The sequence below is a fragment of the Paenibacillus sp. J2R1T-4 genome (assembly GCF_059692235.1).
Genome location: NZ_JCAUBA010000003.1, coordinates 87,687 through 113,452, shown reverse-complemented (window position 1 = coordinate 113,452; position 25,766 = coordinate 87,687). Strand labels below are relative to the sequence as shown.

At 47.1% G+C, this 25,766-nt stretch carries 13 protein-coding genes; all 13 read left to right on the top strand.

Annotation, left to right across the window (positions count from 1 at the left end; all coding sequences use genetic code 11):
- Window positions 1-224 precede the first annotated feature (224 nt).
- Entirely contained in the window at window positions 225-2,558 is a 2,334-nt protein-coding gene (locus AC58QD_RS07375) for an AraC family transcriptional regulator (RefSeq protein ID WP_497331592.1), read from the top strand.
- A 531-nt stretch (window positions 2,559-3,089) separates the two neighbouring features.
- Window positions 3,090-6,419 (top strand): putative Ig domain-containing protein, encoded by a 3,330-nt coding sequence (locus AC58QD_RS07370; protein ID WP_497331590.1) that lies wholly within the window; start codon window positions 3,090-3,092, stop codon window positions 6,417-6,419.
- A 218-nt stretch (window positions 6,420-6,637) separates the two neighbouring features.
- A complete protein-coding gene (locus AC58QD_RS07365; protein ID WP_497331588.1) occupies window positions 6,638-6,832 on the top strand; it encodes a hypothetical protein in 195 nt (64 codons plus the stop codon).
- 567 nt (window positions 6,833-7,399) lie between these two features.
- Entirely contained in the window at window positions 7,400-11,479 is a 4,080-nt protein-coding gene (locus tag AC58QD_RS07360) for an S-layer homology domain-containing protein (protein WP_497331586.1), read from the top strand.
- Window positions 11,480-11,787: 308 nt separating this feature from the next.
- Window positions 11,788-13,539, top strand: coding sequence for a right-handed parallel beta-helix repeat-containing protein (locus AC58QD_RS07355; protein ID WP_497331584.1), 1,752 nt, complete (start codon window positions 11,788-11,790; stop codon window positions 13,537-13,539).
- Window positions 13,540-13,578: 39 nt separating this feature from the next.
- A complete protein-coding gene (locus AC58QD_RS07350) occupies window positions 13,579-14,715 on the top strand; it encodes an ABC transporter ATP-binding protein (RefSeq protein ID WP_497331582.1) in 1,137 nt (378 codons plus the stop codon).
- Complete coding sequence (locus tag AC58QD_RS07345; protein WP_497331580.1) at window positions 14,712-17,663, top strand: extracellular solute-binding protein; 2,952 nt, start codon at window positions 14,712-14,714, stop codon at window positions 17,661-17,663. The genes AC58QD_RS07350 and AC58QD_RS07345 overlap by 4 nt, the downstream gene beginning before the upstream one ends.
- The gene (locus AC58QD_RS07340; RefSeq protein WP_497331578.1) at window positions 17,660-18,637 is read left to right on the top strand and encodes a carbohydrate ABC transporter permease; all 978 of its coding nucleotides are present in this window, start codon (window positions 17,660-17,662) and stop codon (window positions 18,635-18,637) included. Before AC58QD_RS07345 ends, AC58QD_RS07340 begins: the two co-directional genes overlap by 4 nt.
- Window positions 18,638-18,640: 3 nt before the next feature.
- Window positions 18,641-19,504 (top strand): carbohydrate ABC transporter permease, encoded by an 864-nt coding sequence (locus tag AC58QD_RS07335; protein ID WP_497331576.1) that lies wholly within the window; start codon window positions 18,641-18,643, stop codon window positions 19,502-19,504.
- A 27-nt stretch (window positions 19,505-19,531) separates the two neighbouring features.
- On the top strand, window positions 19,532-21,547 hold the full coding sequence (locus tag AC58QD_RS07330; RefSeq protein ID WP_497331574.1) for a YIP1 family protein: 2,016 nt from the start codon (window positions 19,532-19,534) through the stop codon (window positions 21,545-21,547).
- Window positions 21,540-23,768 carry a DUF5696 domain-containing protein gene (locus AC58QD_RS07325; protein WP_497331572.1) on the top strand — a complete coding sequence of 743 codons (2,229 nt, stop codon included), beginning with the start codon at window positions 21,540-21,542 and terminating at the stop codon, window positions 23,766-23,768. The genes AC58QD_RS07330 and AC58QD_RS07325 overlap by 8 nt, the downstream gene beginning before the upstream one ends.
- Window positions 23,765-24,661 (top strand): carbohydrate ABC transporter permease, encoded by an 897-nt coding sequence (locus AC58QD_RS07320; protein ID WP_497331570.1) that lies wholly within the window; start codon window positions 23,765-23,767, stop codon window positions 24,659-24,661. Before AC58QD_RS07325 ends, AC58QD_RS07320 begins: the two co-directional genes overlap by 4 nt.
- On the top strand, window positions 24,658-25,638 hold the full coding sequence (locus AC58QD_RS07315; RefSeq protein ID WP_497331568.1) for a carbohydrate ABC transporter permease: 981 nt from the start codon (window positions 24,658-24,660) through the stop codon (window positions 25,636-25,638). The genes AC58QD_RS07320 and AC58QD_RS07315 overlap by 4 nt, the downstream gene beginning before the upstream one ends.
- Window positions 25,639-25,766: the final 128 nt, after the last annotated feature.

Sequence of the window (25,766 nt, the reverse complement as noted above, 5' to 3'; positions counted from 1 at the left end):
AGGGCATTCGGAAGATAGGAAACCAAATGCTCTTATCCTAAAGGTATCGAATTGAAAACCAGACTGCCAGTTGCAATATCGGATTATTTATTCAATTGAAGGTTCAAATTATAGGAAAAAGTGCAATTGAGCCATTGAAACACTAAGCATGTTGACAGTATCCATCCGATACCCGAATATAGAGTTACAAAAGATCGGAATTCAAGCATAGAGGATGATTTTCTTTGGAACAAAGAAAAATGAACTATTTCCAAACCATTTTCGCCCGAATTATATTTTTGACAACCATTATCATTCTTTTACTGACCTTTTTCTTGTATTACAATTATAAAAATTATGCTTTTGACTTGCTCAACAAGTCGAATGAGAAATTGATGAATCAGGTGTTCGAGAATGCATTGCAGGTGAATTCGTATGTGAAAACGTATACGCTTTCAATGTTCAGCCATCCAGATGCTCGGAAACTGATGGGTGCAGGAAGCAGCACTCCCCCGACACCAGTTGAGATTCTGAACAGCATACGAAATCTCGACGTTTCGCTAAGCATAACGCCATTTCTGCTATCCGCGTATGTTTACAATGGGACAACGAATACTTTCTATACGCTTGGACCGAACCCGACGATCCGACATGATGATTTATTCGATCAAGGAATCGTCAAGATGCTCTCCGATCCTCAACTAGAGACACTAGTTCCAATCCCCAGAACAATTGCTTATTCAGAATGGTTCCCCGAGAGAGATGTCCAGGTATACACCTATGTGTTGCCTGATTACGCCGATACGAGAATGAAGCTGAAGGGGGCACTCATTATCAATGTGAAGGCCGAGTGGATTTTCAAATCACTCCAGTCCTATAAAGAAACGGGTTCTCTTAGTGGCAATAATATTCTCATCATCGATTCGAAGGGCAAGGCAATCGGGCATTCTGATAAAAGCTTGTTTTTGCAGGATCTGTCCACAGAGCCTATTGTTCAGGATATTTTGACTTCCGACAAAGGGTCCGGGTATTTCTTGGCATCGAATGAAGGTGTCGATTCTGTCGTTACTTTCTCATCCTATCAGTCTCCCCCCTGGACACTGATCAGTATTACTCCTTATGAATATCTTGCAGGAACCTTGAAAAGAGTGAAGTCAATAGCAGTGACTATCGGTTCAATTGTTTTCGTAATCTGCATATTAGCAGCTTTCCTGTTATCTAAAAATTTGTATTCGCCCATTAATGTGCTAAGGAAGAGTATTGGAGCGAGGATCGGAAAGCCCAATCCTGCTCTGACTGGCGGCAACGAGCTTGATTTCATTGCCCATTCATTCGATTCTGCGCACGAACAGCTGTTGACATTGAAATCGTTTAAAGACGAAAACTTGTTCAAGCTGACACAGGATTATTTCAAAAAAATGATAATGAATCCCACAACCATGCACAAAGAATACGATAAGCACTCCTTGAATATGAACGTAAAAATTGACATGCATAGCCCACTGACTGTCCTGGTGTTCCGGATCGACCATTATGACGGGATTTGCAGGAAGTACACCGACTCTGATCGGGTGCTCTTGAAATACGGATTAATTAATATGTCTGAGGAAATTCTGAAACCAATTGCAAAGAGCAATGGTGTCGATATGGAAGACGATCATATAGTTGTTTTGGTTAACACCTGGGAAGGCGATGCGAGCATAGAAGAAGCAATCCGACATATTCAGGACGCGTTCCTACATTACTCTTCTATATCAGTTTCGGCAGCCCTGAGTGCTCCAACCGCTAACATCAATAATGTGTATTTGCTATATCCGGGTATCCTGGATTTATTGAAATATCGCATGGTGTTCGGCCACGGGTGCATCATCAAGCAGGAGGAGATGGAGAGGAGGATGTACAATAACTATGCGATTGACGACTTGATGATAAGCGAGCTGTTGAATGCAGTCAAGAGTGCCAAACTGGAGGAGATCCGCTTAAGCTTTGGACAAATGATCGATTTGTTGAGCGAATATTCTTACAATAATATGATGTTCACACTCTCGTACATCTCATCCTCTGTCTTCAATACATTGAACCTGCTTGAGAAGAACAGTGCGATGTCATTCGAGCTGGACTTCGTAGTATTCGATAACCAAATCAAATCGTTGGAAACGTTGGAGGAAGTCGAGCACGAATACATGGAGTTGTTCAAACGGATCGTTGATCACATCATTCATTTCAGAGATGATAAAACCGAGTTTATCGTAACGAATACGACGCAATATATTGAATCGCACTACAAGGAAAGCATGCTCTCGCTTAACATGATAGCTGACTTCTTCAAGCTCTCGCCGTCTTATCTAGGCCGATTATTTCGCGAGCACACCTCATCATCCGTGGCGGAGTATATTACGAACAAACGATTGTCTGAGGCGAAAAGGCTGCTGCTTGACAGTCGATACAATATTGATGAAATTATTGATAGGATTGGTTGGGAGAATAAGAAATACTTTTACACCGTTTTTAAGAAGCATACAGGTGTTACGCCTACGGAATATAGATTGACTGCGAAGGTCAGAAATCTCAACGAATAAGCGCTGTATGAAGTATACGCCCTGATCATTGCATGTACTGCACTGGATCAGGGCTCTTTCTTGATGGATTGCGAAGAATGCGACAGGGAATCTGCATAATGGCTGTATGCCTTCGTTAGCTGTGAATTGTAAGGAAGGCCAGATCCCATAGCGGCTTCCTGCTCCATTGAGAACAAGATTGCATGAAAATCATTGACATAATTTGTCTGAGCGGAATAAAATTAGAGTGAGTCAGATGTGAATCAATTAATAAGGAGATGATCTCCATAAATTCTTCCTTTTAGGCCGGTTGCCAGTTATTCCTCTACTTTGTAGTTGAAAGATGAAAGCGGTACCATGTCAATTAATTCCCGTGAAGTGGAAGCATTAGGCCGGGCAGGTTCTCGGGTTCCATTATTCAAGTAACTTAACCCGATTAAATTCATGAAAGTGGTGGGATATATGAAAAGGAAGTGGACCTGGCTAATACTTGTAAGTATGGTACTGGGTATTGTTGGTATGCTACAGTTACCCAATAAGGCAGGAGCTGCAATGACGCAAATTGAATTGGTGAATCCTGGTTTTGAGTTATCCACAGGAGCACCGTACCCAGGGTGGACTCAAACTTTTGGAACCGGCAAGTTCGCGGTTACGGACGAGCAGAGCAATACCGGCACATATTCTCTGGTTATTCATGATAATGACAGCCGTAATTACGGAATGCAAAGCGTATTTCTTCCCGCCGAACCGAACTTGATGTATGAAGCGTCGGTATTCACTTATGTATTGAAGGGATCCTCAAGCATTTATTTGCAATTTCACGATGAGAACAAAGTTAGAATCGGTTATAAATCGGTCTCTGAGTCTGGACTGAATAACTGGAAACCATTAACAGCATCCTTAAAAGCGCCTTCAGGAACTAAATATGTGACTGTGCTGCTTTATTCGGGCACTACCACGATTACAGACGCGTACTTTGATGATGTTCAGCTTAAGGTTGAAACGGACAATGAACCCGAGCCTGCGGATCAGCACGTGGTGCGGATTGGGACGGCGATCAACTCGATAACGATTCCCCATGCGGGGTACGGCTTGGGACCGAACGGCGAACCGTATATTTATACGACAGCTAACGGGGCTCCTGCTGTTTTTTCGGTCGTGAGAGCCGACACAGGGGAACGAGTAGCATCGTTTCCGCTCGATCAAGCCGGCTATTCCTGGGGCACAATTGTTGCTCCGAACGGCGATGTGTATATAGCTACCCAGCGGAACGGGTATTTGTACCGATACCGGCCAAGCACGAATCGGCTCGAGAATGTAGGCAAACCGATACCTACCGAAACTCATTTATATCGGGTCACGGCTGACGAACAAGGTAACATCTACGGTGGAACTTATCCGAATGGGAAGGTGTTCAAGTATAACCCGGCGACGGGGACGTATACAGATTATGGACAGCTAGCTCCAGATGAGAAATATGTCCGAAGCATCGCGTATGGCAATGGAAAGGTATATGCGGGCACGGGAGTAGTAAAAGCACAGCTGTTCGAAATCAACGCTGTATCCGGTGAGAAGAAACCAATTCCGCTACCGGAAACTTATTCATCGAGTAAAGAAGTGTACGATTTAACATTCACATCTGGTCTGCTTTTTGCCCGCATGACAGCAGCGGACCCTACTAGCGAACAAAATAACGTAACTCTCATCTACGATACCGGAAGCGGAACCTGGATCGGAGAACTCCCCAAAACGCCGGGACTGGACGTTTCTCCAATCGGACCGGACGGGAACGTCTATTTTGTACAGAACAGTGTTCTGATGGCTTATAATGTTGCCAATCGGACCATCACCCCGACTTCCTTCGCTATAGGCAATTCAGCCAGCAGGGGATTCGGATGGTTCCATCTGAATCAGCCGGATATGCCGGGTGCGACGCTCATAACTATTACTTCCAGAGGCGTGATTCTGGCGTACAACCCGGCTACGGGCAAGGGGAAGGTGTACGACGGCGATCCTCTCGGGTCCGCCAACACGCTTCGTTCGGTTTCAACCGGTCCTGACGGAAATATTTATGTCGGAGGCTATTTATCTCCGTCCTCTATGACGCGCTTTAATCTGGACACCTTCAAGATGGAATCGCTTACCGGCATGTCGCAAGTCGAAGGTATGGGCATTTACAACAATAAGCTTTATATGGGTGTTTATCCCGGAGCTGCGGTATTCGAGTACGACCCGGCTCTTCCATGGACGGGATCGCAAGGAACAAACCCTGCTCGCCTAAACTTGAATTTGGAAACATACCTTCAGGATCGGCCTTTCGCGTTCGCGGATGCGGGTGACAAGCTGACTATCGGAACCGTGCCGATTGCAGGCAAATTAGGCGGCTCCCTTGTGCTTTATGATACATTGTCGAAAGCATCGGAGGTGTTTTATCCAATCGTCGAAAACGAGAGCCCGATGGCACTGGCCTACAAGGACGGCTTAATTTATGGCGGTACGACCGTTTGGGGAGGAATCGCGGCCGACCCGGTGGAGCAGGATGGCACATTATTTATTTTCGATCCTAAGACCAAACAGAAAGTGTTTGAAGTGAACCCCGTGCCTGGGGAGAGGGCAATCACCGCATTGACTTTTGACAAGTCAGGCATGTTGTGGGGTCTTACCAATGGGACTTTGTTCCAGTTCGACCCGGCCAAACGGCAAGTGGTTCGCACAAAAGTGTTATACCCGTACGTATGGAAGGATATCGTGCTCGCTGGAGGGTACCTTAACTTCCACGACGGCATGCTGTATGGGGAAGCGGCCACCCGAATTTTCCGTTTCGATCCCCAAACCTGGGAGTACACTACTCTCACGAATGGGAACTATTTCGCACAAGACGCTTTCGGTCGGATCTATACGACGAAGAACAGCACGGATTTATACATGTACGACAACATTGCGCCTTCCTTTGGGCAGGATGCCGTATTGAGCAGCATCTGGAGGGAGAACGGTAGCCTGCAGCTGGAGTGGCCGGTTAATGCGGATATGAAAAGCTTCCAAATTTACCGTGACGGCGCAGCTGTCACTGCTTTTGGCACGCTGAGCAGATCAGCAGCTAATGGCAAGGCCTCGCTGCTGCTGCAAGCGGAAGCCTCAGCTCCAGGCACATATTCTGTGATAGCAGTCGATTACGCTGGAAACCAAAGCACACAGCCATTGTCCGCCGTCGTTCATCCATTGTTGTATTGGGCTGCATCCCCAGCCATGACTCCCGCACTGGGAGGTGAACCCTACAGCGTAAGCTTGGCCGTATATGGAGGGAAGGCGCCATACACGTTCACCTTAACTGACGGGGGACTCCCAAAAGGTCTCACGTTAGACCCTGTCACCGGAACGCTCTCCGGTTTGCCAACCTTGCCTGGCAGCTATAGCTTCGGCATTACAGTAATGTCCCAAGACGGCCAACAAGCCTTGCAGGTATTTACGTTAAACGTGGAAAACCCCGGAAAGTCTACTCTCGCTTCGCTTTTTTCTGATACGGGTGTCTGGGATCCTGCTTTTCAAGCGTCTGCCCATGATTATCGGGTCAACGTATGGCCCTCTGTCAAGGAGATTCAGATCTTCGCGGTAACGGAGGATGCTGGTGCTACGATTATCGTTAATGGAAAGGCACTTGGCACCGGCCAACCTGTAATTTTGAACGTGAAGAAGGGCCAAACCTACGTCTCGTTAGAAGTTCGGGCGCCGAGAGGCACAGATAAAACCGTTTATACGGTAACCATCAATGCCTGCAAAGGACCGAAGGATGGATGTGGAGAGCCGCCAAAAGAGTCGGGAAATCACAATCAGAATCATGAGATGAACGAAACCGGTGAAAATTCGAGAGTTAAACGCGATTAGAAACATGGATTTTGCAGGAACGGGATGATGTTGGATAGCACAAGGCTGCCGCGATTGCGGCAGCCTTCTTCTTGGTGTGCCACGCATGGCGATTAACTAGGTGGTGAAAGGCTAAGTGTGAGAAAGAATTATAATTGGGATGGTGGAATTATTGTAGCAGTGAATTGGATAAAATGGTTAATGTACAATGTCCATAAAAATACTTTGGAGGTTTTGATATGCTGGCAACAGGAACTATACTTACAGAAGATTTAGATTTTGAAAAAGCTAGAAGCCAAGGCTGTACAATAGAAGCAAGACAAGGGAATTTAAAGATTTTTGGACCTGGAAAGGTTACAGCATATGGATCACATCAAGTAACTATAAATGGAAAACAATTAATGAGATCGATCAATCAATTTTTGGTAGTATAATGGAGCTTTTAAAAGTAAGAGCGATACGGAAATATCCGTCCATCGCTCTTATTTACTGTTAGGTATAACCGACTTAGAATGCGGAGTTTGCCTGCTGCCGGAAGGATCGATGTCTGCGATCGAAACAGCGATACTGTAGTGAGTTCAAAACTTAGGGACAGGCCAGGAACCTTTGTTTTCCAACTGGAGCCGGGCATGGAGTACGAGATAATCGGCTGAATTTCCATATAACGAGAAGAGGGCTTGATCCAGCAGATTTACCACTCTGCAAGGGTCAAGCCGTCTTTATATCACGCCGCTGTCAATCTAGCGCCAGGCTCCGAGCAAAATAATCCAATAGAACCGACAGCAAAACTTGTATGATAAGTTGAGCTGTCTGTATCTGACGTATCATGGCTTTTCCAGTTTTTCTACGGAGGTAGAATTATCGAAGCATTGTTCATTCCATGGATTACTGCGATTTCTTTATTAATATTGATTTTATAATAAAAAGCAGGAAAAGAAGTGAATCTCAGAGAACTAAATCTGAAGATGGAAAATATTATAAATATTTGAAGGAGACTGTTCATGAATTCCACTTTATTGCCTCGCTCACTTGTACTATTGATTGCTGTACTTGCGTTATTGTTTCAAAGTTTAGTCCCTTCATTGGTGCAGGCAGAAGAGGAGAATGCTGGGTCTCAAGCCATTGCAGCATCGCCACTACCTATGGAACGAATTTCCATGAAAGGAATTGGGGCCAATATTACGGAATGGCTTATGGATGAGAATCGGGGAGTTATATATGGGATCTCTCGAGAAGCGAATACATTGTATTTTGTACGAATAAGTGATCTTACTGTGCTGAAAACATTAGCCCTCGGATCGATGCCTTCCGATCTGGATTTGTATGAAGGAAAGCTTTATATTGCGTTAAATGGAGCCACCTTGGTTAAAGTAGTTGACCCCGAATCAATGGAAATTATAGATACACATATAACTTCTGCTAATCCAAATCGGATGGTCGTTCACGACGGCAGGATCTATTATTATGCTTCTGAGGGTCTCCGTATTTATGATATTAGCAGCAGGTCGGATGTGTCCGGCCCTAATCGGGATACTAGTGTAACTACATTTTTTGATCTTGCGGTAAATACGCAGGAAAAGAGGCTGTATATTGCTGGAAGCTATAATATCCTATCCGTAAATTTAAATAACATGTCAGTTGAAGTGTTCGGGGATTTCGGTGGATATAATTACGGCAAACCAGTGTTGGTTCAAGGCAATGACGTGTATTTCGGAGGGCAAAGATTTAATGGATCCGATTTGAGGACAATCAAGGGACTCTACAAGCCTTATTCACAGTACCATACCGATAACATTCTCGATGTTCGCGGATCATACGTTGTTAGTGACAAAAGAATTTACGACAAGGAAACGTACCGGGTTGTTCGGGAATTCCCATATGAATCCGACGTAGCGTCACTCGATTCAGCAAACAATCTTTATCTGTTCAACTCAGCAACCAAATCAATTGAAAAATGGAAGTGGAGTGTCCCTGTTGAACAACCTGGTTGGAGCTTGGAGGGAACCCAGTTAAAACTGACTACTCCGATTGTTGATTGGGTGGAGGTAGGACAATACCTTTATGCTATTTCAATGGACAATCAACTTCTAAAGATAAATCAGGGAACGCTTGGGGTTGAAAAAAATTTCCCAGTTACATCTCGCCCAATAGACATCGATTATTATAACGGAAAAGTATATGTAGCAGGTCTTGGATCAACGTATGTATCTGTCATTGATACCGTTTACGGGGATGCGGTTAGTAGTTGGAATCTATATGGCCTGCCCCTTGAGATTGAACCGGCAGACGAAAAGATTTTCTATGTAAATCAGAGTGGATTCCAGGAATTGACTGTATCCACTGCTGTTTACAATAGGGCAGAAACGATTAAGCTGCAAGTTCCTAACTCGTCATTCCCTCAGATGGTGAGACATGCAAAATTACTTTATGATGAGAACACTAATGTCTTGATGGCGGGCGCTTCGAACACCTTTTACAAAATAAATGCAACTACAAATAACTATATCAGTCATACTGACGGTATAAATTCAGTATTTTCATTAACTAAAAAGGATCAATACCTGTATATTGGGAATTCGAAGCGCAACCTGCTCCAACCCAATCAAATATTTGCTACTTATCCTGGAACGGTGTTATTTGCCAAAGACAATTATGTCATTACGAACAATGGAATATATGACTCCGATACGGCAGTTTCCATTCTTGCATTCCCTTTTAACGTTCAACGTGCGCATATGAATGATTCGGGTAATCTGTTCTTGTACCAAGGGGAAAATTACTATAATTCATCTTATTCCTCCCCATCTCGTCTTTTGAAATATGAATCAATAGCATCGCTTAGGTATTTGTTGAAAGAGGGTGCACATCCCGGCGAAGGCTTATTTCTTGATACGGACTTCGTTGAAGGCTATATAAGCGGGAATATTTATTTTGATCCTGCTGAGGACGAAACGTTTATAAGCAATTATTCAGTTGGCTTTTATAACCGGTCGGGAGAAAAAGTACTGAGCTATATGACTACAATTTTCAAGAATGAGATCTCGAATGGTTATTATCGTAAAAATTTTTCCGCCAATATACCTGAAGGAGCTCATTATCTAGGAATCGTGTCCAATATATACAACTCCAACAATTCATCAAGTATCCAGTCCGAACCCAGGTTGATTGCACTGTGGGACTTCCCAGCTTATAGGCCAACAGAGTCGCAGTTCGTTGACTTAGATTCTGATCCGAATGCCGTAGGAGGAACTGTAAGTTGGTCCAGAGCATCCAATGAAAAGGAAGGCTCCCAATATCGAGTCTACTTCATATCGGGCGATAAATATATCGGCTCACCGCTAGCAACTCTGCCCGTAGGGCAACAAAGCTATTCTATTTCCATTCCGAAAGGCAGTCGAATTCCGGACCAGGCGATCGCCTTTGGGATCGTGATGGTTAATGAGCGAGAAGAACTCGCGCCCGTTCCTGTAATTGTTCCGATCTCGGATCGCATGACAATTGCTCCTTCGCAGCAGCAAATTACGGTTCTGAATGTGGTTGGGCCTTCGGATAGTGTAACAGTTTCCCAACTAACCTCCGGTGATCTTGTAAAGATCTACGATACGGAGGGTGAAATCCTTACACAAGCAAAAGTAGTTGACGGACAGAACTCGCTCACAATGGGCTTGACACTTTCTACCCATGGGGGAGTTGTAATTCTCTCCGTAACGAGTCCGGGAAAAGTAGAAAGCTTGTCCGTCTTGAAGACCTATGCGCGGGAAAGCGCAGCTCCAGGCGGAGGCAATGGCGGGGGTGGTGTGGTCATCCCTGGAGGCGGTGGAAGTGGCGGTATTATTCCTGGAGGAGGAATGATTCCTACCAACACCAAGGAAGCAAAAGCGGAATGGAAAATAGTAGTGAAAAACGGAATATCTGTGATGGATTCCAACTTTGATACGGAAAAATTCGAGCAATATTATGAATCCATATTCAAAGAAAGCAGCACAGGAAAAGTAACGATAACACTGGATAAACCTGCGGACGGCTACCGTTTTACTTTAAAAGCGGATGCCCTGGAGAAGATGCTTAAAGCTCGAAGTGACGCCTCTTTATCTATTGAAACCGCGGCGGGTGAGATTAACTTTCCAGCTAACGTATTGCAGGATGTAATCGGCGGAAACATATCGAAGGGCAATTCAGTGCTTGTTCAAATCGATTATTTGTCCAGTCAAGAAGAAAAAACAATAAGCGGATCGGAAGAAAATCGGGGTACTCTTATTGGCAGACCTGTTTCCTTCGAATTGTTTTTAGTAGATCAAGATGACAAGAAAATGCCGATTTACGCCTTCAAGGAATATGTAGGCCATACCGTTCCTCTTCCTTACGATTTTAAGCTATCAGCAGGGGAAACTCTTTATGGGGCTGTGTGGGATCCCGTCACTGATACGATTACGCCGATTCCTCTTACGATTACACCGGCCGCAGGAACCCAACCTGCATATGCAACGCTTTGGAGAAACGGGAACTCTGTATACGCTGTGTTTAAAACTGGTGCAATTTCGTATGACGACCTGGATGACTCGCATTTTGCATACTCTGCTGTTCAGACTCTAACCGCAAAAAGAATATTGAATGGTTTTGAGGATCAAACTTTTCGAGCCGGGCAGGGTGTAACACGGGCGGAGTTGGCGGCTATGTTAGTCCGAGGTTTGGGGATACCCTCGAAGTTGAATACCGCTTCAGCATTTAGAGATGTAAAATCTTCTGACTGGTTCAGTGATGTGGTAAACACGGCTGCAGAAGCAAAGCTCATCGCCGGCTATGAAGATGGAACTTTTAGACCGGAACAAGGCGTCACCCATCAGGAGGCCTTGCAAATGTTTGCCAATTCAATTCGAGTAATTCATTCTGAGATTCAAACGGTGTCTGGTTCAGTGGAATGGGTAGATGGTTGGGCTGAAGAGGCAGCAACTCTGATCCTTAGTCATGGGATTTTAAAGGTAGATGATGTCTTTGAATTTATGAAAACCCGACAAGCAAACCGTGGTGAGATGGCATTGCTTTTGGCGAGACTATTGGATAACGCACCTTGGATTAAATAAAGAAAAGACAGTTTGACAGCTGAATATTAGCAAGCAAGGGGCTGTCCCAAAGGTCTGTAAAGACCTAAGGGATTAGCCTCTTTTTTTATTTCAGCACAGGGAAAAGATGAAGGGAGCGATTGACACGAATGTGCAAAAAAAACGGAAAGAAGGATAAAGATCGATTCCATGGTTGGTTCTATCATGAGAATAGCGAAATGAAATTTAGCAAGAGGAGGGAAGGATAGAAAAAAAAGGAACCTGTGTACTTTCACTATTCTGTTAGCGCTTCCATGTCAATCATTTATAAAAAATGAGGGGGAAATGCATTGAAGAATCGTTTAAATTCAGGGCAAGAGGGTCAAGGGGATAGCCAATCAGGGGATCCGAGCAGTTTAATAAGCAGAAGAAAACTGCTCTCTTCCATCGGTATCGCCGGAATGGGCGTTGCGGCCGGGACTTTGCTCACCTACGGGATTGGATACGCTAAGCCTGGGGGCTCCGTCTCGGACAAAATGGACGATAACTGCGTTGTTCTGACGACGATAGCAGAGCTGAGAGATATGAGGAACCCGGCTTCGGGTAGCGTTTACTATGCAACCGATTCGATGCAGGAAGGGCATTTCTACTTCGATGCCGCCGATACCGTTTCGCCTGACAATACGGGCCTGGTGCTGGTCAGTACTTCCGGGAACCGATTCAAGCGGATTTATGACGGTCCGGTCAATGTCAAATGGTTCGGGGCAAAAGGTGACGGAAGCGTAGACGATACCGTGGCCATACAGACCGCTATCGATAGCCTGAAAAGCGGCGGTGTTGCGTTTCTGCCTTCATCAACCTATATCGTCAGTGCGACTCTCAACATTCGCAAACCTAACGTTAAGGTCATGGGAAGCGGAAGCTCGACGATAATCAAAGCGGCCGACAAATCCAACTATGAAACGATGATTATGGCAAGCGGGCTGAGTGGGATCGAAGTTACCGATTTGGTCGTGGATGCCAATCATGGGAAGCGGGTCGGATTGACGATTCGAACGGTAGGCATATATTTTGCAAGTTGTACGGATTCGACCGTCGACAATTGCATCGTGCAGAATACGATTGGAGGGAACGACATACCGGGAGTAGGAATCGCGCTCGGCGGAGCTTCGGTACGTTGCAAAATAACCAGCTGCATCCTGAAAGATAACGGCGTCACCGGCAAAGCGGCTGACGGAGTGTATACAAGCGGTACGCAAAATCTGATTATGAACTGTATCGCCCTGAATTGTGTGGATACGGGCTTTGTCATTGAAAAATCCAGTCTATCGGGAATTATCGGCTGCACGGCCAAACAATGCTCAGCAGGAGCCGCTATTACGAACGCTTCGGCGGTAGACGTTACAGGAAACTTCATTGACGGGCTTACGATATATGACTGGAGCGCAGTGAATACAGGAGGCATTCAGATCGGCACCCCGATCGCCGCACCCGGGGCATTGCTGAACACCAGGGTGTCCAATGTGACGATGGAACGGGTAGCGGGTGTGGGCCCATCGATATATGCCAGACAAATAGGCGGGAAGATTATCGGGTTGACTCTGGAGAACATACGGATCAATGGAGCCGGAACGCAAGGGATTTTGTTTACCGCAACCGATATCATGATTGCGAATTGCCACGTATACAATACGACACTCGCAGGGATCCAATCACACGGCAGTTGCGAACGGGTCATAGTCGAAGGCTGTTATATATACGGCGGCTCGACCGGGATAGCTCTCACCTCCGGCTGCTCGGATTGTCATTTGGTTGGAAATGTCATCATCGGAAAAACGGGACAAACCAGTTATGGCGTCTATTGCTTCGGGATAGGAACGAACATTAACTGCATCATGAACACGATTGAAAACGTCAGCGCTCTAAATATCGGATATGACTCAGGAACGACGCCGAATATATTCTCCACGGTGAATGCAAGCATCAGTACGAATGGAACGCAGACGGCCAGTTCACTCGGAAAGGTTGAGAGAAAATTGCAAGTCTTTGACAAGGATGGCAGCTCCATTGGATTTCTACCGATCTACAATACGATTACTTAAGCGAGTCATTACGTTTGAAAAGGGCAAGGGGGTGGACGTATGGGAAGCATTCATTTTAAACATGTATATAAAAAGTACAAGGGAGAAGCTCAACCCTCAGTCAAAGATTTCGATCTATCCGTAGATGACGGAGAGTTTCTGGTGTTAGTCGGACCGTCTGGATGCGGTAAATCGACGACGTTGCGCATGCTTGCCGGTTTAGAGGATATTACGGATGGCGAACTGTACATAGATGACAAATATATGAATTACGTTTCTCCCAAAAACCGCGATATCGCCATGGTGTTTCAAAACTACGCCTTATACCCGAACTTATCCGTCTATGAGAATATGGCGCTCGGATTAAAGCTGCGTAAGACGGCCAAACATGAAATCGAGCTGAAAGTAACTCGTGCGGCCCGCATATTGGAAATATCGCATTTGCTCGACAAAAAGCCGAATCAACTGTCGGGAGGACAAAAGCAGCGTGTCGCGCTGGGCAGAGCGATTGTCAGGGAGCCGAAGGTGTTTCTGATGGATGAACCATTGTCCAACCTCGATGCAAAGCTGCGCGCGCAAACCCGGGCAGAGCTGATTAAGCTGCATGGTACGCTGCAAACGACGACCGTATATGTGACGCACGATCAGGTCGAGGCCATGACAATGGGGACCCGGATTGTCGTCATGAAGGATGGGATCATTCAGCAAGTGTCACCTCCGCATGAGCTGTATGAATACCCGGTGAACTTATTTGTAGCAGGCTTTATCGGATCGCCCCAAATGAACCTCATTGAGGGCGGCATCTTCATAAGGGATGAGGAGTATTTTTTCGAAAATAACAGACTTAAGCTTCCGGTACCCAAAGAGCATACAAAGGTTTTGAGTAACAGCTCCACCAATTTGCGGCAAGTTGTGCTTGGCATAAGACCGGAGCAGGTGACGCTGTTCAAACCAGAGGGAGCGGAGGGAGCAGAGGATTGGTCCGTACCCGCCATCGTCGACATGATCGAGTTAATGGGAGCGGATTCCTATGTTTACCTGAAGATCGGGGATTACAGCATCATCTCAAGAGCCGGGACACACGTCCCGGTAGGAAAGGGCGATCACGTCCACATTTCTTTTAATATGCATAAAGCCCATTATTTCGATAGAGAAACTTGTGAATCGATTGGGTATCGGGGAGCTGCACAGAAATGAAGCGAAAGTACCGCAAAATGATAATCCTTACGGCGGTAACGGTCCTGTTGGTGACAGTCGTCCGGTTCTTTTCCTGGGAAGAGCAGATCTCATACGCACAAAATGTAAGCGCTGCTGATTTGCTCTCGTTCGAGCCAAAAGCGGGAACCGCACCTTCCTACGCCAAGCTTCACAAAGACAGTGCAAGCGTTGGCGATCCCGCTAATACTCTTGCTTTCGATATTAACGCGGTCGACTATTCAGACGCTTCTCCGGATGCCTCGCTCGAAATCCGAAAAGAGCCGTCAGGTGAGAAGGCGTTGTATTGGACCAACGAGTCGGGGTGGGTGGAATGGAAAGTTGACGTTCCAAAAACAGGCGTTTACCGGTTGGAAGTTGCTTATCAACCATTAAAGGGGAGCTATTCAAACATCGTCCGCGGTCTGATGATTGACGGCAGCATCCCGTTCGCAGAAGCAGAGCAAATCACACTGGAACGGTACTGGAAGGATGCTAAATTTCCTTACGACAAAAACGCGATCGGCCAGGAGGTTCGCCCTGTTCAGACGGAAATCGAGGGCGCCAAAAGAACATTCGTCACAAGCTATGACGTATCGTCTACGCCGCTGGAGTTTCAGCTTACGAAGGGCGTTCATACAATCCGGCTCATTAGCGGCAAAGAGCCGGTTGCGCTGACCAAGCTCCGCTGGTCGGCTCCGGAAGCGATCCCGGCTTACAACGAGTATAAGCAAGCCCATCCCGACACCGCTGCGAAAACGTGGTATGAAATTATCGAAGCGGAGCGGTATTTGCAAAAATCCAATATTGCAGTGCAAACGAATTATTATTCTGAGCCGTATATTTCCCCGGATCCGAAGGGCCGGATCGTTTATAACGTACTGGGAGGAGAACGCTGGAGGACTGCCGGTGATTGGGTGGAATGGACAATTGAGGCACCTGATGACGGCTGGTACGAGATCGATCTGAAATTTAATCAGGGTTTTCGGAGAGGATTACAGGCTTATCGAACCATAATGCTGGACGGCAAAGTGCCTTTTAGGGAAATGCTCCATTATTCCATTCCCGCAAACGCTAACTTTCAGATTCGTTCACTTCAGGATGAGAACAATAATCCGTTCCAATTTTATTTGACGAAAGGCAAACATACATTGCGCCTCATAGCGGATGCTTCCCTGACGAAGCCGGCCGTGCTCGCTATGCAGCATGCGCTTCAAGAGATGGATGCCTTGGATAGATCAATCCGTCTCATCACGGGTAATTACGGCCAAGGCGATGGCGCTACGAAGCAAAATTTGGATATGCTGCGTACCTGGAATTTGCAGAAATCCGATCCTGGCATCAATAACAAGCTACGATCGATTATTGAGCAATTTCAACAAGTAGCTACATTTGTAGACGGGTTAAACCAGGATAAGTCCAATCTTACGACCGCCATCGATGTTGCCATTGACAACTTGCAGACGATGGCTGCCTATGTGAATGATATCCCGAACCGGATGACTGACTTTGCCAGGATTCAAAGCAATATCGTCACATGGCTGCCGACACTCAGCAATCAGTCTGTACTGCTCGATTATATCGTCGTTCGTACACCTGATGCCCAAACCGGCCTCAAAGAACCGAATGCGCTTAACCGTATTCCCTATGCGCTTGGTAATTTTGCGCGTACCTTCTATATGTCCTACGATACGCGCAAGCTGAACAAGCAGGAAGCGATTACGGTGTGGGTACAGCGCGGACGCGACTATGCCAACTTGTTGCGGGAAATGGTCGATCGCGATTTTACGCCAAACACCGGAATTGAAGTCAATATCAATCTAATGCCCAATCCGAACCAACTTATTCTCAGCAATGCTTCCGGTGAACAGCCAGACGTAGCGCTGGGTGTCTCGATGGAAACGCCGGTCGATTACGCGATGCGGGGGGCAGTCGCCGATTTGACGAAATTCGCCGGCTTCCAAGAGGTGTATGACCGTTTCAACCCTGGAGCGATGCGATCGTTCGCCTACAACGGCGGTACGTATGCGCTTCCTGAAGTGCAGAACTTCCAGGTGTTGTTTTACCGGACGGATATATTCGATCAGTTGAAGCTGAAAGTACCCGATACGTGGGATGACGTGTATGAGCTGCTGCCCACCTTGCAAGAAAATGGGATGACGATGTACGTGCCGACCAAAAACTTCCTGCCCTACATGTTTCAGAACGGGGCTGATCTGTACTCACCGGAGGGGCTCAGTAACAACCTTGGCAGCGAACAGGCGTTGGCCGCTTTTGAACAATGGACGAATTTGTATACGAAATATTATTTGCCCCTGGAGGCGCCAGCTTTCCTCAATCACTTTCGTGACGGCGATATGCCGATCGGCTTAGCTGATTTCAACATGTATGTGCAGTTGATGGTAGCGGCTCCTGAAATTACGGGGCATTGGAAAATCGCACGCGTTCCCGGAATCAAACAGAAGAATGGGGAAATTGTCCGTTGGACGGATCAATCGGTTTCCGGTGCGATCATCATGGAGAAGAGCAGTAAACAGAAGCAAGCATGGGAATTTATGCAATGGTGGACCTCGAAACAGACACAAATCCAATACGGGAACGATATCGAGTCGTTGTACGGTTTGGAATATCGATGGAATACGGCCAATTTGCAAGCCATGACATCCCTTTCGTGGCCGGTCAAGGATCTGGAGACGATCGTGGAGCAAGGGCGCTGGGCGAAAAATGTACCTTATGTGCCGGGATACTACTTTTTGACGAGGGAAATGGATTTTGCTTGGAACTCCGCGGTATTAAAGGGCAAACCACCCAAAGAGGTGCTGGAGTCGGCGGAGGTTTCTTTGCAACGTGAGATGAAGCGAAGGCAAGAGGATTTTGGCATCACAGGAGATGCTAACCTGCATGTTCCCGCTATCGATCATCCATTCGACGGGGAGGTGAAGAGACAATGACGCACAACACGGAAGTATCTTTAGAAACGGGTACAACTGCGCGAGCTCCCTTGTTTGCACAAAGGCTGCGGCAATTTGTGAGCGAATGCTGGCGGGATCGGATCTGTTATTTGTTTTTGGCTCCGTTCCTGCTTGTATTCACAATGTTTATTATCGTGCCGGTGTTTATGGCGGGATTGTTAAGCTTTACCTCGTTCGATGGGTTCGCGCTTCCTGCCTTTATCGGATTTAAAAATTACATTGTCTTGTTGACACAGGATATCGTGTTTCTGAAGCACGCGCTGCCCCATACGTTCAAATTCGCGTTGATTGTCGGTCCGGGGGGCTACCTGCTATCGTTTCTGTTTGCGTGGCTCATTCATCAGCTGCCCAAAAAGATGCGCGACTATTATACACTAGCGTTCTATGCTCCGTCGATGGCGGGCGGCGTCGCGCTTTCAGTCGTATGGATCGCCACGTTCAGCGGAGACCGGGTCGGTTATCTCAACAACTTCCTGATCGAGATGGGGTGGATCGATTTGCCCCGTATCTGGCTGCAGGATTCGCGTTACTTGCTCGACATTATGATACTTGTTTCCTTGTGGATCAGCTTTAGCGTCGGCTTCCTGGCGATGCTCGCCGGATTGCAAACCGTCAACACCGAGCTTTACGAAGCGGGGCGGCTCGACGGCATCAAGAACAGGCTGCAGGAAGTTTTCTATATTACCTTACCGTCAATGAAGCCGCAAATGCTGTTCAGCGCCGTCATGACGATCGTGTCGACGTTGAAAGCCGGGGGTATATCCGTTCAACTGACGGGGATGGCGATTACGCCTGAATACATCGGCCACTTGATCAGCAATCATATCGACGATTACGCATTCATCCGCTTCCAAATCGGGTACGCTTCTGCCGTCTCCGTGGTGCTGCTGGTTATCTCGTTCTTCGTCATGAGATTCGCGTACCGGCTGTTCGGAACGAAGGGGGATGAATAGATCGTGCAAATCAGCAAGCGGCTCCGCAGCATTCAGCCATTTGAAGTCGTACTCTTAGTAGGATTAACCGCTCTTGCGCTGTTCATGCTGCTGCCCATCGTGTTTATTATTAGCCAGGCATTCAAGCCGATGAACGAACTGTTTTTGTTTCCGCCGACCTTTTTGGTCAAGCATCCGACAACGCGCAGCTTCGAATTGTTGTTTCTGCACGCGAACAGCGATGTCGTGCCGTTCACCAGATATTTGTTCAATACCGTCATTGTTGCATCCATCACGTTGGCGGCGGTTATTATCGTTAGCACTTTGGCGGCTTACGTGCTGGCCAAACGCAGTTTTCATTTCAAAGCGCTGACGATGTCCATGATTATGCTTTCCCTTATGTTTGCGCCGGAAACGGTACAAATTCCGCGTTTTTTAATCGTCAGCAGCATCGGGATAACCAATACGTATTTGGCTCATATTGTGCCTCATTTAGCATCGCCTGTTGCCGTGTTTCTATTGATCGGGTTTATTTCGCAAATTCCTAACGAGCTGGTGGAAGCCGCCAAACTTGACGGAGCATCAGAAATTGGCATTTTTGCCAGGCTGATCATTCCGTTATCCGCTCCCGCTATAGCAACCATTTCGATTTTTACGTTTCAGGGGGTTTGGGGGGATACCGAAACGTCCTCGCTATACGTACAGGATGAAACGTTGCGCACCTTGTCATTTTACGTCAGCAGCTTGGCGGGCGGACTGCACAACAGCGTAGCCGGACAATCGATGGCGGCAGCTGCAGGTCTTTTGATCTTTTTGCCCAATCTGATCATATTTCTATTGTTTCAGAAAAGGGTATTATCCACGATGCTTCATTCCGGGGTGAAATAGCCCATGACAATAAAGGAAGAAACACGGATGAACAAACGACTCCCGATTATCACGCTTTTGGTCTGCTTCTTGTTTGCGCTTCTTCCAGCTCCCGTCCATGCGGGCTTGCCTTACGAATCGTTTTACGTGGACAGCAACTCGAATAAATGGCGCGAGAGCCAAGCCGTATATGTCCCTGATAAGGTCATCCGTCAGTCGTTCATGGAGCCGATGGATCTGTACATCGACGATCGGGACATCGCCTATATCGTGGATCGGGCTGCCAATCGGGTTGTCGTGACGAATCGCGACGGTCAGAAGCTCCGTACCGTTGGGGATACTGAAGGTCAAGGTGCCTTGAATGCGCCTGAGGGAGTGTTTGTGACCGGTGACGGTACAATTTACATTGCTGACTCGGGCAATAAGCGAATAGCTCTGTTCTCGGAGGAGGGGAAGTTTCTACGAGCGTATACGAAGCCCGATTCCCCGTATCTTACCAAGGACGATTATTTTGTTCCGTCCAAGCTTGTCGTTGATAAGCGCGGCGTCATGTATATCGTGCTCAGCGGGGAGAATAGAGGGTTGTTTCGAATGGACGCAGAAGGGCGGTATACGGGCTATTTTGGCGCGAACAAAGCGGAGCAATCGTATACGAACTGGGTCAAACGTCTCGTTCTCAATAAGGAACAGCTTGAAAAAGAAGTGGCCAACCTCCCGCAACCGATCGTGAATGCAACGATGGATGCATTCGGATTTTTGTACACAGCAACTCCGAGGGCCCAGGGCGGAATCAAAAAGTTGAATGCAGGGGGATTTAATGCTTTCCTTAACCGTTATATTCGGCATTCGATGAAAATAATCGATCTCGCGGTCGATCGGGATGGCTTCCTATATGGAATCGATTTCGATTCTGGTACGGTTACCATTTACGATCCTTACGGCAGCGCCTTGTTCGCATTCGGCGATATCGATGCGGATACACGGCAAAATGGGATATTCGGCTATCCGACGGGTATTGCGCTGAATTCACAGCATGAAATATGGGTAACGGACAGCAAAACGAAACAGATACAGACGTTCGTCCGCACCGAGTTCGGTCAAAACATGTTTACAGGCACCAAATTATATATGCAAGGCAGGTATGAGGAAAGCAAGCCTTATTGGGAAAAGGTACAGATGCAGAACAACATGATCAACTCCATCTATCAAGGGATAGGCAAAGTAGATTTGGCGGAGGGTAAGTATGCCCAGGCGATGGACCATTTCAAAATTGCCTATGATGTGGACGGTTATTCCCGGGCGTTCTGGGATGTCCGGCTGCAATGGCTGCAGCGTTATTTGATCACATTGTTGGCTGCTTTGGTAATCGTCATTCTTGTGATGAGGTATGCGTTGAAGCGGTTTTTCCGATACGCTGTGAAGCGGCCCTGGCCGCCGAAGCTCGTCCGGTACGCCAATGAGTTCAAAGATTTGGGCAGCGTATTGATTCATCCGTATCAAGGCTTCTACAAATTGAAGGAGCGGAAGGTTTCGTTCGTCGTCATACTATGTATCCTGCTGCTCGCTGTACTTGTCAAAATCATGCGGATCTATGGGACGGGATTCATCTTTAATCCGGTGGATATAAGCTTGATTAACGTGTTCTCTGAGCTTGCCTTTTTCGTTGTGCCATGGGTCACTTGGGTTATTGCCAACTACCTCGTTTGTAGCGTCAGAAGCGGTGAAGGACGTTTTCACGAAGTGTTTCAGGCAAGTGTATATGCTTTAATCCCGTATTTGTTTTTCTCCATACCCATATTGATCTTATCTAATGTCGTCGTGCTTGAAGAGAAAGTGCTCGTCACGTCTCTGGAACAACTTATGTATATCTGGCTTGGAGTGCTGTTTTTTGTCATGACACAGGTCATACACAATTTCGAGTTTGTAGAAACGTTTAAAAACTCGCTAATAACTGTAGTTACCGTTCTGATAATCTGGTTTTTCGTGTTTGTCGCGTCCGGGTTAACTTACAATGTTTACGACTTTCTGTACCAGCTGCAGCGGGAGGTGAGGCAATATGTATAACATCCGTCTGAAGCGACAGCAGGGGATCGTACTGATTCTCGTCTTTGCCGTAGTTGCTAGTTGCTTGTTTATTTATCGCGCAGTGAGCGGCAACGACATTCCTACTCTGGAGCAGATGAATATGAAGATGGAGCAGGAACCGAACTTGCCTGTGTATGAGGGAGAGCCGTGGAAACCGGGACTCGCAGATGCAGAGGGGTTTGTGACTGCGCTCGAAAACCGTGATTTTGTACTCCGCATCGATCCGTTAACGACGCAAACGATCGTGACAATCAAACGCACCGGGTATGAATGGCGGAGCAATCCGCCAAAGGAACGGCTCCAAGCGGAGACGGTGAAAGGGCTGCTTCTGTCGAACTTGAAATCTCCATTTATTATGGAGTACTTCCAGGTAGCCGGCGATAACAAGGCGAGGCGGGGCGTTACGAACGCAGCAGATATGAAGCTGAAGAATTCATTTGTCAAATATGACAAGGGGCTGCAGGTCACCTACTTGTTCGAGGATACGGGGATCAGCTTTTCGCTTCAATACGAACTGACTGAGCATGGGTTGGAAGTTCATGTGCCTACAAAGGGGATTGAAGAGAAAGGCGAGTATGCCTTGTTCTCCCTGGAAGTAATGCCTTACTTCGGAGCCTCGCAAGCGGGGGAAGACGGGTATATGTTCGTCCCTGACGGGCCCGGAGGATTAATTCGTTTCGTTGCGGACCGATCGGGTACGGGGCAAGGATACATGCATCCCATCTACGGCAGGGAAGTGTCCAACGAACGTCCGGACTTGAATGCAGCCAGACGTCAAACAAAACGAAAAACGATTGCTTACCCGGTATTCGGCGTTAAACACCACGATGACGCGTTCGTTGCGATCGTCAAGGAAGGGAAATATGCGGCGAATATTCAGGCACAGTCGCCCGGCCTGAAATCAACATTTTATAGTATAGATACCAAATTTCAATACCGTGAGGAATATTTGCACAAGACGGGCCGATTGACAACGCCTGTCAAAACGGTGGAAAAAAACCGGATACCGCTCGACCGTTCGATCGAATACCGATTTCTGAACAGTGATGAGGCCAACTATGTCGGGATGGCCAATGCTTACCGGCAATATTTGTCGGATTCCAAGCAGCTGCCGCAGCAGCTCCAGACCGCAACACACATCCCACTGCATTTGAGTGTGGTAGGCGGTAACGTTCAGGAGGCGTTCAACAGCGAGAGATATGTCGCAGCGACGACCTTTGCCCAAGCGACGGAGATGGTGAAGCAACTGAAGGACAGTGGGGTCGACAGCATGAGAATTATTTATTACGGATGGCAGAATGGCATCGATTTCACTTCGACAAAGCGGGATCCGATTGAAAGCAAGCTGGGCGGACAAGTGGCAGCCCAATCGTTTGTCGATACGATGCATGGGATGAATCTGAAAGTTATGTTTGAGGATAATTTCGTCTTTGTCGACGAACGTTCCTCGCTGTCCGCCAAGACTAACGGAATTCGGGGCATTGACGGTACGGTGTTTATGAGCTGGAATGACAAGTTTATTCTAAAACCGCAGCTTACGGCTGGTTATGCGGCACAGAAGATTGCCTTGCTGAAGGACATCGGTGTCGACGGTATTCATTACAATTGGCTCGGCGAATTGATTTTCCGCGATTATGAGTCGAAACCGACAGAGCGGGGGCAGACGGCAGATGTTTACCGGCAGTTGCTTGCTTATACGGGGGAAGAGCTTGGCCAATCAGGGATTTACCAGGGGAACGATTATATGCTGGGTGAAGCCGATTATATAAGTGATTTCACGCTGGATTCGAGCAACGACTTCATGATCGACGAGACAGTGCCCTTCTATCCGATCGTACTTCACGGCTTCGTCCCGTATTCAACGACGCCGGCTAATTTCCGCAATGATAACAAGGCGGAATTTCTCAAAGCAATCGAATATGGCGCTGTGCCTTCCTTCTTTGTTACTTACGAATCGTCACGGGTGTTGAAGAATACACCGTCCGAGTACTTGTACAGCAGCGAGTTCGCGCTATGGAAGGAACGGATTGTGCAGGAATACCGGGATTTCGACAAGTTGGCGCTGCTATATAACCGCAGGATTGTCAACCATGAGAAGAAAACGGACGGCGTATACGTCACCACGTATGAAGGCGGTACTCAGGTCGTCGTCGATTACGGGAACAAAACGTTCGCTGTGAGGGGAGGAGGAACCGAATGAAGCTGCCGCTGCCTCATCGGAAAGCATACCTCGCTCACAAATGGAAGCATTACGGGGTTGGCTATTTGTTCATGCTGCCCTGGCTGATCGGCTTTCTTTCACTTATCGCGTTTCCGATTGTGTGGTCGCTGTTTCTGAGCTTTAACAAGGTGACGCTGACGGCACAAGGGTTCGTATATTCATGGGCCGGTCTGCGCAATTTCAAGAATGCGTTCGTTGTCGATAACGAATATCCCGTCCAGCTTATCTTATACGTTCAGGAAATGCTGTTGATCATTCCAATCATCGTTATTTTTGCACTGCTCGTATCGCTGTTGCTTAATCAGAAATTTCCCGGACGTTTTTTGTACCGGGCGATCTTCTTCCTCCCGGTTATTTTCGCCACAGGACAGGTGCTAACCGAGTTGTTCGTGCAAGGCGCCGGGGAAATCCCGTTCATGGAACAATACAACATTGATACGCTTGTCCATGATAATGTTGGCAGACAGTTTGCCGGTCCTGTTGTGGAGGTACTCAAGCGGACAGTCATCATTTTATGGTATTCAGGTGTGCAAATTCTGATTTTTATTGCGGGCTTCCAGACAATTCCGAAGTCGGTATATGAAGCGGTCCGGATTGACGGCGCCTCTCCATGGGATAGCTTCTGGAAAATTACGCTGCCTGGCATTGTGCCGTTTATCAGCTTGAATCTACTTTATACGATTGTCGATTTGTTTACGTTTCCGTTAAATCCGGTGCTGGACCTCGTGCGCAAAAATATGTTTAATCCTGCCACCGGTTATGGATATGCGAGTGCGTTGGCCTGGATATATTTTGCAATCATCTTCGTCCTGCTGGCGGCTGTTTCGTGGATGTTCGGAAGAAGCGCAAAACGAAGGGGGGGAAGAGGGTGAATATCATCAAAAGCTATCGGAACGCGACGCAAACCGTAAGCCGATTCATATGGGGCAGAAAGATGCAGAAGGTGAAAATGCTGGCGCTCGGCAGACATGTCAACGATGGGTGGATAGCCAAGCTGATCATTTTTTATTTGCTATCCATATTGGCTTATCTGTACTTGCAGCCGTTATTGTACGTCATTAGCACCATGTTCAAAAACGTACAGGATTTGTTCGATCCGACTGTCAAATGGTTCCCGCGTCAGCTCGAATGGGCAAATCTGGAGCAAGCTTGGAAAGGGTTGAAATACCCTGAAGCGCTAGCGAACACGTTTACGATTGCGCTCACATGCTCGATCATTCAGGTGATAGTCTGCTCGCTATCGGGATATGCGCTTGCGAAACTATATTTTCCGGGTAGAGCCCTGGTTACGTTCTGTGTCATTCTAACTTTTCTGATCCCGCCGCAGATCATCATTATTCCGCTCTACGTCATCTACAGCAAGCTGGGCTTGTTGAATACGCCGTTTGTGTTCATCGTTCCTGCATTGTTCGGGCAAGGGCTGCGAAGCGCTCTATTCATCTTGATCTTTCGCCAGTTTTTCAAATCGCAACCGGTAACGCTGGAGGAAGCAGCCAAACTGGACGGGGCATCTACTTTCCGCCTTTTCTTTACGATTATGCTTCCGCTTGCTCGTTCAGCTTGCCTCGTCGTTTTTCTGTTCTCGTTCATTTGGTACTGGAACATGTACTACGAGCCGTCGTTTTTCCTGAATGACAAGTACATTCCGTTGTCGATCAGCCTGAACCGTATGAATGAAGTTCTGACCGGAACACCTGCCGCTTATTCCACCTTAACTGGCGGCGTATCGATCAACGAAGGCGCCAAAATGGCCGCGGCGTTTCTGATTATGTTTCCACCCCTTATCCTCTACATGTTTCTCCAGAGGTGGTTCGTGGAAAGTATAGAACGATCCGGGCTTGTGGAATAAGGCGACTTCTTGAAGGGAGGTGGTTATTGGCAGACATCTAGCACCACGTTAGCACCATTTTAGTACCACGCACGGTCAGTTGCAGCTGAGAGAAGCTATTGCATGAAGGTTTTTAGTTCGCATCTACT

Bases quoted from the DNA above. Each gene is read 5' to 3' on its own strand.
- AC58QD_RS07370 (WP_497331590.1), top strand. From the start codon at position 3,090: ATGACGCAAATTGAATTGGTGAATCCTGGTTTTGAGTTATCCACAGGA.
- AC58QD_RS07365 (WP_497331588.1), top strand. From the start codon at position 6,638: ATGCTGGCAACAGGAACTATACTTACAGAAGATTTAGATTTTGAAAAA.
- AC58QD_RS07360 (WP_497331586.1), top strand. From the start codon at position 7,400: ATGAATTCCACTTTATTGCCTCGCTCACTTGTACTATTGATTGCTGTA.
- AC58QD_RS07350 (WP_497331582.1), top strand. From the start codon at position 13,579: ATGGGAAGCATTCATTTTAAACATGTATATAAAAAGTACAAGGGAGAA.
- AC58QD_RS07345 (WP_497331580.1), top strand. From the start codon at position 14,712: ATGAAGCGAAAGTACCGCAAAATGATAATCCTTACGGCGGTAACGGTC.
- AC58QD_RS07340 (WP_497331578.1), top strand. From the start codon at position 17,660: ATGACGCACAACACGGAAGTATCTTTAGAAACGGGTACAACTGCGCGA.
- AC58QD_RS07330 (WP_497331574.1), top strand. From the start codon at position 19,532: ATGAACAAACGACTCCCGATTATCACGCTTTTGGTCTGCTTCTTGTTT.
- AC58QD_RS07325 (WP_497331572.1), top strand. From the start codon at position 21,540: ATGTATAACATCCGTCTGAAGCGACAGCAGGGGATCGTACTGATTCTC.
- AC58QD_RS07320 (WP_497331570.1), top strand. From the start codon at position 23,765: ATGAAGCTGCCGCTGCCTCATCGGAAAGCATACCTCGCTCACAAATGG.